The following is a 12,208-nucleotide window of genomic DNA, read 5'->3' on the forward strand; positions in this document are numbered from 1 at the left end:
CCACTACGGGGAGGGGTCACTATTTCGTGCGCTTTTTCTTCGATCCCTTCCGGCCCTCGCGGGGCAGCCGGGTGAACGAGTACTTGTCCGCTTCCGCGGCGGCGAGCAGTTCCTCGGCGTGCGCGCGGCCGGTTTCGGTGTCGTCCATGCCCGCCAGCATGCGGGCCAGCTCGAGCACCCGCTCGGACTGCTGCAGCACCTTCACCCCGCTGCGCGTGATGCCGTCGGACATGCCCTTGTCCACCACCAGGTGCCGGTCGGCGAACGCGGCCACCTGCGGCAGGTGCGTGACCACCAGCACCTGGTGGCTGGTCGCCAGCCGGGCCAGCCGCCGCCCGATCTCCACCGCCGCGCGGCCGCCGACCCCGGCGTCCACCTCGTCGAACACCAGCGTCTGCACGGTGTCCGCGTGCGCCAGCACCACCTCGATGGCCAGCATCACGCGCGACAGCTCACCGCCGGAGGCCGCCTTGTGCACCGGCAGCGGCGGCGCGCCCTTGTGCGCGCGCAGCAGCAGTTCGACCTCGTCGACCCCGTCCGGCCCGGCGTGCACCGTCCGGCCGTCGACCACCAGCGCGTGCGGATCGGACTCGTCGACCTCGCGCACGCCGACGGTCACCTCGATCTGCGCCTGGCCCATCGCCAGCCCGGCCAGCTCGGCGGTGATCTCCCTGGCCAGCTCGCTCGCGGCCACCTGGCGCGCGGCCGACAGCCGTGCCGCGTGCTCGCCGAGCTGCTTGGCCAGCTCGTCACGGCGCGCGGCCAGCTCGGCCAGCGCCTCCTCCGAAGTGTCCATCGTGGACAGCCGCTGCCGCGCGTCCTCGGCCCAGGCGAGCACCCCGTCGATGTCCGCGGCGTACTTGCGGATCAGCTTCTTCAGCTCGGACTGGCGGGCCAGCGCCTGCTCCAGCCGCGCCGGGTCGGCCTCCAGCGATTCGAGGTAGCTGCCCAGCTCGGTGCCCACGTCGGCGAGCAGCACGGCGGCCTCGGCCAGCCGCGGCTCCATGTCGCGCAGCACCTGGTCCTCGGCGCTCGCCAGCCGCCGCTGCGCCTCGCCGACCAGGCCGAGCGCGCCCGGCGCTTCCAGGTCACCGTCCTGGGCGCCGGAAACCGCGTGGTGCGCTTCGGTGGCCGTCGCGCGCAGTTCGTCGATCGCGGACAGCCGCTTGATCTGCTCGGTCAGCTCGGTGTCCTCGCCGGGCGTCGGCTCGACCGAGCTGATCTCGGTCAGGCCGAGGCGCAGCATGTCGGCCTGCTGGGCCAGCTCACGCGAACGGGTGGTGCGATCGGTCAGCTCGGTGACCACCGCCTGCCACTCCTCGCGGACCGCCCGGTACTGCTCCAGCGGCCCGGCCACCGCGTCACCGGCGAACCGGTCGATCACCGCCCGCTGCTCGGCCGGGCGCAGCAGGCGGAGCTGGTCGTTCTGGCCGTGCACGGCCAGCAACTGCTCGGACAGGTCGGCCAGCACGCCGACCGGCACCGAACGCCCGCCGAGGTGCGCGCGCGAGCGGCCGTCACTGGCCACCGAGCGCAGCGCGATCACCCCGCCGCCGTCCTCGACCTCGGCGCCGGCGTCGCCGACGATGTCCAGGGCGACCTTGCCGGTCACCCCTTCGAAGCGGCCTTCGACCAGCGCTTTCCCCGCACCGACGCGGACCTTCGACACCTCCGCCCGTCCTCCGGAGAGCAGGTGCAGCCCGGTGACCACCATGGTCTTGCCCGCCCCGGTCTCGCCGGTGACCACGGTGAATCCCGGGTGCAACTCGAGCAGGGCGTCCTCGATGACCCCGAGGCCCTGGATGCGCATCTCGGCCAGCACGCCACCAACCGTAGTGCCCCGTCCGGGCGACGCGCGCCCGGCACTCGCAACAACGGCGAAGTTCCTGCGGAAAACCGGTGCGAACGGGCCGTCAGCGTGGTTTGTGGCGGTCGCGTTCGCGCCAGCTCTTGACCGGCAGCGCGAACTTGTGCACCAGCCGGTCGGTGAACGGGCCGTCCCACAGCCGCGCCAGCCGCACCGGCACCCGGCCGGCCACCACGCGCACCCTGGCCCCGCGCGGCAGCTCGAAGTGCCGCAGCCCGTCGCAGGTCAGCACGGCCGTCGAGCCCTCGGGATCGATGCCGACGGTGATCACCGAGTTCCGCGAGACCACCAGCGGCCGCGAGAACATCGCGTGCGCGTTGCTCGGCACCACCAGCAGCGCCTCCACGTCGGGCCACATGATCGGCCCGCCGGCGGAGAAGGCGTAGGCGGTGGACCCGGTCGGCGTCGCGCAGAGCACGCCGTCGCAGCCGAACGAAGACACCGGGCGGCCGTCGACCTCGATCAGCGCGTCCAGGATCCGCACCCGCGAACTGCGTTCCACGCTGGCTTCGTTGAGCGCCCAGGTGCGCGCCACGATCTCGCCGTCGACGGCGACCGTGACGTCCACCGTCATCCGCTCCTCGACCCGGTAGTGGCCCTCGACCACGCGCCGCACGGTCTCGGCCAGCGCGTCGGAATCGGCCTCGGTGAGGAAGCCGACGCGGCCCAGGTTCACCCCGAGCACCGGCACGCCCGCCGGTCGAGCCAGTTCCGCCGCGCGCAGCAGCGTGCCGTCGCCGCCGAGCACGAAGACCAGCTCGGTACCGGCCGCCGGATCGTCGTCGGGCGCGACCACCGTGCACTCCGGGGCGTGGCGGTCGGCCTGGACGAGCTGCCGGACCTCCTCGTCGGCCACCCGCAGCCGGACCCCGGCGGCCGCCAGCTGCGCGGCCACCTCCCTGGCCGCGCCCGCCGTGGCGTCACGATCGGGGTGGACCACGAGCAGCACCTCACGCCGAAGCGTCACGAAGGACCCTCCTGGACCGCGGTGCGGACCAGGAGGTCCACGTCCACGGCCGATTCCGCGGCGGCACGCCGCAACCAGACGAAGAATTCGACGTTGCCGGACGGGCCGGGCAACGGGCTGGCGACCACCCCGCGGGTGGTCAGGCCGAGTTCGGCCGCCGCGGCCGCCACCGCCAGCACGGCTTCGGCCCGCAGCCCGGGATCACGCACGACCCCGCCGCTGCCGAGCCGGTCCTTGCCGACCTCGAACTGCGGTTTCACCATCGGCAGCAGGTCCGCGCCCTCGCGCACGCAGCTCACCAGCGCGGGCAGCACCAGCTTGAGCGAGATGAACGACAGGTCGGCGACCACCAGGTCGACCGGGCCCCCGATCAGCTCGGGCGTCAGCGTGCGCACGTTCGTCTTGTCCAGCACGACCACGCGTTCGTCGGTGCGCAGGCGCCAGTCGAGCAGGCCGCGGCCGACGTCGGCGGCGACCACCTGGGCGGCCCCCGCGCGCAGCAGCACGTCGGTGAACCCGCCAGTGGACGCGCCCGCGTCCAGGCAGCGCTTGCCCTCGACGGTGAGCCCGCCGGGTTCGAAGGCTTCGATGGCGCCGAGCAGCTTGTGCGCGCCGCGCGAGGCCCAGCCGGGGTCGTCCTCGTCGCGCACCACGATCGCCGCGGCGGCCTCCACGCCGGTGGCCGGCTTGGTCGCGACCATGCCGCCGACGGTCACCTTGCCCTGCGCGATCAGCGAGCTCGCCTGCTCACGGGAGCGGGCGAGGCCACGGCGCACCAGCTCCGCGTCGAGCCGTGCCCTGCGGGCCATCGGCGTCAGACCTTGTCGATGCTGGAGAGCGCGACGGTCAGCTCGGTGTGCACGGCGTCGAAGCGCTCCACGTGCTCGGCGAGCGGGACGCGGTCCAGCTCGGCCAGCCCCGACACCGCCTCGTCGATCCCGGCACGCGGGTCGATCGGCTGCGGCTGCGACTGCTGTCCCGGCGGTCCGGGCACCGGCCGCGGAACGGGGTGGTTCTGCTCCTGCACCCCACCACGCTAACCGATGAGGCCGAGTTCGCTGAGTGCGGCCTTCGCGGTGTCGCCGACCGGTTTGACGCCGGTCACGCCGGTGTCCCACGCGGTGGCGCACAGCGTGCGCAGCAGGTCGAGCGCGTCGGTGCCGCCGTCGCTGGTGACCTCCAGCGCGTCCGGCCCGGCGGTGACGGTCCAGCCCGGTTTCGGCGCGATCAGCGTTTCCTCGGCGGACGCCCGCAACCCGGTGATGTCGGCGGCGAGGAACCGCGCGCGCTCGGCCGGGATGGCGGCGATCAGGCTGGCCGGGGTGTCCACGCCGGTGAGCACCACCAGCGCGTCGAGCCCGGCGGCCACCGCGCCCGCGATGTCGGTGTCGAGCCGGTCGCCGACCACGAGCGCCCGGCCCTGGGCCGCGGTGCGCATGAGCGGCGCCTCCGGCTTGCCCGCGACGATCGGCTCGCGATCGGTGGCGCTGCGCAGGGCCGCGACCATGGAGCCGTTGCCGGGCAGCAGGCCGCGCTCGGTCGGCAGCGTCTTGTCGACGTTGCTCGCCACCCACAGCGCGCCACCGCGGATCGCGATGCACGCCTCGGCGAGGTTGGCCCAGCCGGTGTCCGGCGAATGGCCCTGGACGACGGCCTCGACCTGGTCGGAGTGCTCCCGGACCGGTCGCAGTCCGACGGCCTCCACCTCGTCGCACAGCGACGGCGCGCCGACGACGAGCACCTGGGCGCCCGGCTGGAGGCGCTCGGCGAGCACCTTCGCGGCGGCCTGGGAGCTGGTGTGCACCTCGCCGGGCTGGGCGTCGATGCCCATGCCGTTGAGGTGCTCGGCGACCGCGGCGGGGGCCTTGGAGGCGTTGTTGGTGACGAACCGCACCGCCGTGCCGGCGGCCCGCGCCTCACCGATCACCTCGGGCGCGCCGGGGATGACCCGTGCGCCGTGGTAGACCGTGCCGTCGAGGTCGAACAGCAGCGAGTCGTAGGCCGCCAGCAGCGCGTCACTCACCTTCGGCCTGCCCCAGCTCGGCGGCGCGCTCGGCGGCGTCGGTCTGCTCGTCCTCGTCGGCCTCGGCGGCGTGGAGGAACCAGGTGATCGCCTCGTCGCGGCGGCCGGCGGCGAGGAGGTTGTCGGCGTAGGCGTAGAAGAGGCGCGCACTCCACGGTTCACGCTTGCGCGCGTCGAGGTCGTCACCCTGGAGCGAGACAACGGCGGCGTCGAGCTGCCCGAGGTCCCGGCGCGCTCCGGCCGCGACGATCTTCAGCTCGACCTGCACCTCCCGCGGCAGGCGTGCGGTGTCGGCTTCCTTGGCGAGGTCGAGCGCCCGCTCGGGGCGGCCGAGGGCGCGCTCGGAGTCGGCGATGATCGCGATGTGCGAGTCGGTGCGCGTCATCCGGCGGACCGCGCGCAGCTCGGTGAGCGCCTCGGCCCACTTGCCGGAGTGGTAGGCGACCAGGCCGAGGGCTTCGCGCACGATCGGCACGCGGGCGGCCTTGGCCTTGGCGTACTTGGCGTGCTCGAAGGCGGCGTCGGGATCGGTGTCGATCAGCCCGCCGGCCGCGACGAGGTGCTTGCCGACGGTCTCGGCCAGCCCCTTGGGCAACGTCCGCAACTCGCGGCGCGCGTCCTCGTCGAGGTCGGAGAAGTCGATGTCCTCGGGGAGTTCGGGGGCCTCGAGCAGCTCCTTCGCCAACTCGGCGTCGTCCACCACGCGGTCATCGGTCCGGGGCTTGTAGCCGCCCTGGCGGGACTTGCCACCCCGGTCTTCACGAGGCTTGAACCCACCCTCGCGGGACTTGTACTCACGGGGCTTGTCACCACCCCGATCCTCACGCGGCTTGTACCCGCCACGGTCCTCACGCGGCTTGTACCCGCCACGGTCCTCACGCGGCTTGTACCCGCCACGGTCCTCGCGAGGCTTGTCGCCGCCCCGGTCGTCACGCGGCTTGAAACCCCCACGGTCGTCACGAGACTTGAAGCCACCACGCTCCTCACGGGGCTTGAAGTTGCCACGATCCTCGCGGTTGTAACCCCCGCCGCCCTCGCGCGGCTTGTACCCGCCCCGGTCATCACGGGACTTGAACCCGCCGCGATCCTCCCGAGGCTTGTAACCGCCCCGATCGTCACGCGACTTGTACCCGCCGCGATCCTCCCGAGGCTTGAAACCCCCGCGATCCTCACGAGACTTGAAGCCGCCACCTTCGCGCGGCTTGAAGCCACCACGATCATCGCGGTTGTAGCCACCGCCACCCTCGCGCGGCTTATAACCGCCACGGTCATCACGGGGCTTGAAGCCGCCACGGTCCTCGCGGGGTTTGAAGCTCCCGCCTTCGCGCGGCTTATAACCGCCACGGTCATCACGGGACTTGTAGCCGCCACGGTCCTCGCGCGGCTTGAAGCTGCCACGATCGTCGCGGTTGTAGCCACCGCCGCCCTCGCGGGGCTTGTAACCACCGCGGTCATCACGGGATTTGAACCCGCCGCGATCCTCCCGCGGCTTGTAGCCACCGCGGTCGTCGCGGGGCTTGTAGCCCCCGCCTTCGCGAGGTTTGGAGCCACCACGGTCATCGCGGTTGTAGCCGCCGCCTTCGCGAGGCTTGTAACCACCGCGATCATCGCGCGACTTGTAGCCGCCGCCTTCGCGGGGCTTGTAGCCGCCGCGGTCATCCCGCGGTTTGAAGCCGCCGCGGTCGTCGCGGGGTTTGAAGGGTTTGTTGTCGCCGCGGGGTTTGTGGCTGCCGCGGTCGCTGGTTTGCCGGGTGGGGCGCCCACCGCCCTGCTGCTTGCCGCGGGGACTCGAGTCGCGCCGCCGCGGGCGACCGCCCTCGCGGTCGTCCTCAGAATCGCGCCGACCGAACTCGGACACCTGTCCTCCTAGCAGAGACCTCGAAAGTGGGAAAGGCCCACATGGGGCCAGCACACAACTGTATCTGGCCGGCTCCGCCACCCCTGCGGCGCGGTAGCCCAATGGCCCTGAACAGCACGAAAGCGGGGTCCCAGCCATCACTGGCTGGAACCCCGCTCCCTCATGTTGAGTTCGGCGGCGTCCTACTCTCCCACACCCCTTCGAGTGCAGTACCATCGGCGCTGGCAGGCTTAGCTTCCGGGTTCGGAATGGGACCGGGCGTTTCCCCGCCGCTATAACCACCGAAACACTACGAAACAACACACAATGCTGCTCAAGCGTTCTGGTGTGGTGTCTCAGACACCGTAGAGTGGATGCGAAGCACCTTTGTAGCAAGTCCTCGGCCTATTAGTACCAGTCAACTCCACACATTACTGCGCTTCCATTTCTGGCCTATCAACCCAATCGTCTCTTGGGGGCCTTAACCCACATGGGGTGGGATACCTCATCTAGGAACAGGCTTCCCGCTTAGATGCCTTCAGCGGTTATCCCTTCCGAACGTAGCCAACCAGCCATGCCACTGGCGTGACAACTGGCATACCAGAGGTTCGTCCGTCCCGGTCCTCTCGTACTAGGGACAGCCTTCCGCAAGTATCCTACGCGCGCGGCGGATAGGGACCGAACTGTCTCACGACGTTCTAAACCCAGCTCGCGTGCCGCTTTAATGGGCGAACAGCCCAACCCTTGGGACCTACTCCGGCCCCAGGATGCGACGAGCCGACATCGAGGTGCCAAACCATGCCGTCGATATGGACTCTTGGGCAAGATCAGCCTGTTATCCCCGGGGTACCTTTTATCCGTTGAGCGACACCCCTTCCACCAGGAGGTGCCGGATCACTAGTCCCGACTTTCGTCCCTGCTCGACCCGTCAGTCTCACAGTCAAGCTCCCTTGTGCACTTACACTCAACACCTGATTGCCAACCAGGCTGAGGGAACCTTTGGGCGCCTCCGTTACCCTTTAGGAGGCAACCGCCCCAGTTAAACTACCCATCAGGCACTGTCCCTCACCCAGATCATGGGCGTAGGTTCAGATTCCCAATCCGGCCAGAGTGGTATTTCAACAACGACTCCACCCCCACTAGCGTGAAGGCTTCACAGTCTCCCACCTATCCTACACAAACCGAACCGAAAACCAATACCAAACTATAGTAAAGGTCCCGGGGTCTTTCCGTCCTGCCGCGCGTAACGAGCATCTTTACTCGTAATGCAATTTCGCCGGGCCTGTGGTTGAGACAGCCGGAAAGTCGTTACGCCATTCGTGCAGGTCGGAACTTACCCGACAAGGAATTTCGCTACCTTAGGATGGTTATAGTTACCACCGCCGTTTACTGGCGCTTAAATTCTCAGCTTCACCCCCCGAAAGGAGTTAACCGGTCCTCTTAACGTTCCAGCACCGGGCAGGCGTCAGTCCGTATACATCGAATTACTTCTTCGCACGGACCTGTGTTTTTAGTAAACAGTCGCTTTCCGCTGGTCTCTGCGGCCACCCACCCCTAGCCCGCAAGGGACTTCAAGGTGTTTGGCCCCCCTTCTCCCGAAGTTACGGGGGCATTTTGCCGAGTTCCTTAACCACAGTTCACCCGATCGCCTTAGTATTCTCTACCTGACCACCTGTGTTGGTTTGGGGTACGGGCCGTGCACGCACTCGCTAGAGGCTTTTCTCGGCAGCATAGGATCACTCTACTTCACCTCAATCGGCTACGCATCACGTCTCAGCCTATTGCCATGCGGATTTACCTACATGACGGCCTACACGCTTACACCAGTACTACCATTCACTGGCGGAGCTACCTTCCTGCGTCACCCCATCACTTGACTACTACAGAATCAGGCCCCACGCTCCACTGAAGTCTTCACCCGAAGGATCCAACAACAGCTTTGGGTGGTTAGTATCAACTGCCTCATCAGGGACGCACATGCTCGGGTACGGGAATATCAACCCGTTGTCCATCGACTACGCCTGTCGGCCTCGCCTTAGGTCCCGACTTACCCTGGGCGGATTAGCCTGGCCCAGGAACCCTTGGTCATCCGGCGGCAGAGTTTCTCACTCTGCATTCGCTACTCATGCCTGCATTCTCACTCCCACACCCTCCACCGCTGGTTCACACCGCGGCTTCCCTGGATGCAGGACGCTCCCCTACCCATCAACACGACTACACAACGCTCCGAAGAGCGAAGCGGATCTATTGTGTCAATGACACAGCTTCGGCGGTGTGCTTAAGCCCCGCTACATTGTCGGCGCAGGACCACTTGACCAGTGAGCTATTACGCACTCTTTCAAGGATGGCTGCTTCTAAGCCAACCTCCTGGTTGTCTGGGCAATCCCACATCCTTTCCCACTGAGCACACACTTAGGGGCCTTAGCTGGTGTTCTGGGCTGTTTCCCTCTCGACGACGAAGCTTATCCCCCGCCGTCTCACTGCCGCACTCTCACCCACCCGTATTCGGAGTTTGGTTGACTTCGGTAACCCGGTAAGGCCCCTAGGCCATCCAGTAGCTCTACCCCGGATGGGAAACATACGACGCTGCACCTAAATGCATTTCGGGGAGAACCAGCTATCACGGAGTTTGATTGGCCTTTCACCCCTACCCACAGCTCATCCCCTCAGTTTTCAACCTAAGTGGGTTCGGGCCTCCACACCGTCTTACCGGCGCTTCACCCTGGCCATGGGTAGATCACTCCGCTTCGGGTCTAGACCACGCGACTACACACGCCCTATTCAGACTCGCTTTCGCTACGGCTACCCCACACGGGTTAACCTCGCCACGCAGCACTAACTCGCAGGCTCATTCTTCAAAAGGCACGCCATCACCCGAAGGCTCTGACGGCTTGTAAGCACACGGTTTCAGGTACTCTTTCACTCCCCTCCCGGGGTACTTTTCATCTTTCCCTCACGGTACTAGTCCGCTATCGGTCACCAGGAAGTATTTAGGCTTACCGGGTGGTCCCGGCAGATTCACAGCAAATTCCACGAGCTCGCTGCTACTCGGGAACACCATCACACAACACCAACACAGTTTTCGCGTACGGGACTCTCACCCACTCCGGTCCACCATCCCAGGTGATTCCACTAACCATGCAGCATCATGCCAGAAATGTCAGTTCCTGGAAGACAGGTCCCACAACACCGCACACACAACGCCTGACAGCTTGACATGCGCACGGTTTAGCCTCATCCGCTTTCGCTCGCCACTACTCACGGAATCACGGTTGTTTTCTCTTCCTACGGGTACTGAGATGTTTCACTTCCCCGCGTTCCCTCCACACCGTCTATATATTCAACGGCGGGTAACACCACATAACTGGTGCTGGGTTTCCCCATTCGGACACCCTCGGATCTCAGCTCGGTTGACAGCTCCCCGAGGCTTATCGCAGCCTCCCACGTCCTTCATCGGCTCCTGATGCCTAGACATCCACCATGTGCTCTTAACAACTTGACCACAAAGATGCTCGCATCCACTCTACAGTTCTCAAACACCACACCAGAAACAACACCAGCGTGCTGCCTCAGGACCCAACAGCGTGCCAGCAAACAACCCACTCACCAAGCGCCGACTCCACGTTCCACGACCGCGAACGATCAGTACTAACAGAGCCCGCTCTCACCAAGCAGACCATAACCAGTAGTTCCACAATTCCTTGAGCAACCACGGCAAGTACACATTCGGCACTTGAACCCTGGCCACTCCCAGCCCGTGGGCTGGGATGTGTTGCTCCTTAGAAAGGAGGTGATCCAGCCGCACCTTCCGGTACGGCTACCTTGTTACGACTTCGTCCCAATCGCCAGTCCCACCTTCGACCACTCCCTCCCACAAGGGGTTGGGCCATGGGCTTCGGGTGTTACCGACTTTCATGACGTGACGGGCGGTGTGTACAAGGCCCGGGAACGTATTCACCGCAGCGTTGCTGATCTGCGATTACTAGCGACTCCGACTTCACGCAGTCGAGTTGCAGACTGCGATCCGAACTGAGACCGGCTTTAAGGGATTCGCTCCACCTCACGGTATCGCAGCCCTCTGTACCAGCCATTGTAGCATGTGTGAAGCCCTGGACATAAGGGGCATGATGACTTGACGTCATCCCCACCTTCCTCCGAGTTGACCCCGGCAGTCTCCCACGAGTCCCCGGCCGAACCGCTGGCAACATAGGATAAGGGTTGCGCTCGTTGCGGGACTTAACCCAACATCTCACGACACGAGCTGACGACAGCCATGCACCACCTGTACACCGGCCACAAGGGGGCCGACATCTCTGCCGGTTTCCAGTGCATGTCAAGCCCAGGTAAGGTTCTTCGCGTTGCATCGAATTAATCCACATGCTCCGCCGCTTGTGCGGGCCCCCGTCAATTCCTTTGAGTTTTAGCCTTGCGGCCGTACTCCCCAGGCGGGGCGCTTAATGCGTTAGCTACGGCACGGACAACGTGGAATGTCGCCCACACCTAGCGCCCAACGTTTACAGCGTGGACTACCAGGGTATCTAATCCTGTTCGCTCCCCACGCTTTCGCTCCTCAGCGTCAGTATCGGCCCAGAGACCCGCCTTCGCCACCGGTGTTCCTCCTGATATCTGCGCATTTCACCGCTACACCAGGAATTCCAGTCTCCCCTACCGAACTCAAGTCTGCCCGTATCGACCGCAAGCTGAAGGTTAAGCCTCCAGTTTTCACGGCCGACGCGACAAACCGCCTACGAGCTCTTTACGCCCAATAATTCCGGACAACGCTCGCACCCTACGTATTACCGCGGCTGCTGGCACGTAGTTAGCCGGTGCTTCTTCTACAGGTACCGTCACTTGCGCTTCGTCCCTGTCGAAAGAGGTTTACAACCCGAAGGCCGTCATCCCTCACGCGGCGTCGCTGCATCAGGCTTGCGCCCATTGTGCAATATTCCCCACTGCTGCCTCCCGTAGGAGTCTGGGCCGTGTCTCAGTCCCAGTGTGGCCGGTCGCCCTCTCAGGCCGGCTACCCGTCGTCGCCTTGGTAGGCCATCACCCCACCAACAAGCTGATAGGCCGCGGGTTCATCCTGTACCGCCGGAGCTTTCCACCACACACCATGCGATGCGCGGTCCTATCCGGTATTAGACCCCGTTTCCAGGGCTTATCCCAAAGTACAGGGCAGATTACCCACGTGTTACTCACCCGTTCGCCACTAATCCACCCCCGAAAGGGCTTCATCGTTCGACTTGCATGTGTTAAGCACGCCGCCAGCGTTCGTCCTGAGCCAGGATCAAACTCTCCAACAATGAATTTGATCTAGACTATATTTCTAGCTTCTCAAAGGAAACCCCGACGAGGGGTTTCATATAAGCTCTACTGGCTTAGTTCACTAGCACACTGTTGAGTTCTCAAGCAACACACCACGAGGTTTTTGGCCCCGGAACAGCCTACCCAACGTCGAACCACTCGGATTCAGTGGGGGTAGTGTCCGCTCCAGATTTGGGACCACCCACTCTA

Annotated in this window: 7 protein-coding genes and 3 rRNA genes; 1 reads left to right on the forward strand and 9 read right to left on the reverse strand. The window is 65.6% G+C overall.

From position 1 onward, the window contains the following. Positions 1–19 precede the first annotated feature (19 nt). The 6 genes from recN to A4R43_RS43965 form a co-directional block, all read right to left on the reverse strand. On the reverse strand, positions 20–1,822 hold the full coding sequence (gene recN, locus A4R43_RS14345; protein WP_162788468.1) for a DNA repair protein RecN: 1,803 nt from the start codon (positions 1,820–1,822) through the stop codon (positions 20–22). Positions 1,823–1,913: 91 nt separating this feature from the next. Further along, positions 1,914–2,834 (reverse strand): NAD kinase, encoded by a 921-nt coding sequence (locus A4R43_RS14350; RefSeq protein WP_113692794.1) that lies wholly within the window; start codon positions 2,832–2,834, stop codon positions 1,914–1,916. Next, complete coding sequence (locus A4R43_RS14355; protein ID WP_113692795.1) at positions 2,831–3,643, reverse strand: TlyA family RNA methyltransferase; 813 nt, start codon at positions 3,641–3,643, stop codon at positions 2,831–2,833. The genes A4R43_RS14350 and A4R43_RS14355 overlap by 4 nt, the downstream gene beginning before the upstream one ends. A 5-nt stretch (positions 3,644–3,648) precedes the next feature. Next, positions 3,649–3,828, reverse strand: coding sequence for a hypothetical protein (locus A4R43_RS14360; protein ID WP_162788822.1), 180 nt, complete (start codon positions 3,826–3,828; stop codon positions 3,649–3,651). Positions 3,829–3,870: 42 nt separating this feature from the next. Next, complete coding sequence (locus tag A4R43_RS14365; protein WP_113692797.1) at positions 3,871–4,857, reverse strand: HAD-IIA family hydrolase; 987 nt, start codon at positions 4,855–4,857, stop codon at positions 3,871–3,873. Further along, a complete protein-coding gene (locus A4R43_RS43965) occupies positions 4,850–5,452 on the reverse strand; it encodes a hypothetical protein (protein ID WP_236808996.1) in 603 nt (200 codons plus the stop codon). The genes A4R43_RS14365 and A4R43_RS43965 overlap by 8 nt, the downstream gene beginning before the upstream one ends. Between A4R43_RS43965 and A4R43_RS43970 the strand changes: the two genes are divergently transcribed. Next, on the forward strand, positions 5,417–6,727 hold the full coding sequence (locus A4R43_RS43970; protein ID WP_236808997.1) for a hypothetical protein: 1,311 nt from the start codon (positions 5,417–5,419) through the stop codon (positions 6,725–6,727). The two genes, A4R43_RS43965 and A4R43_RS43970, sit on opposite strands and share 36 nt — an antisense overlap. Positions 6,728–6,884: 157 nt before the next feature. Here A4R43_RS43970 and rrf read toward each other — a convergent pair. From rrf to A4R43_RS14385, 3 genes are all read right to left on the reverse strand, one after another. Further along, positions 6,885–7,001, reverse strand: a 5S ribosomal RNA gene (gene rrf, locus A4R43_RS14375). A gap of 81 nt (positions 7,002–7,082) precedes the next feature. Then, positions 7,083–10,196, reverse strand: a 23S ribosomal RNA gene (locus A4R43_RS14380). A 281-nt stretch (positions 10,197–10,477) separates the two neighbouring features. Next, a 16S ribosomal RNA gene (locus tag A4R43_RS14385) occupies positions 10,478–11,997 on the reverse strand. The 16S, 23S and 5S rRNA genes sit together here, the layout of an rRNA operon. Between the last annotated feature and the right edge of the window lie 211 nt (positions 11,998–12,208).

The organism is Amycolatopsis albispora, assembly GCF_003312875.1.
Lineage (GTDB): Bacteria > Actinomycetota > Actinomycetes > Mycobacteriales > Pseudonocardiaceae > Amycolatopsis > Amycolatopsis albispora.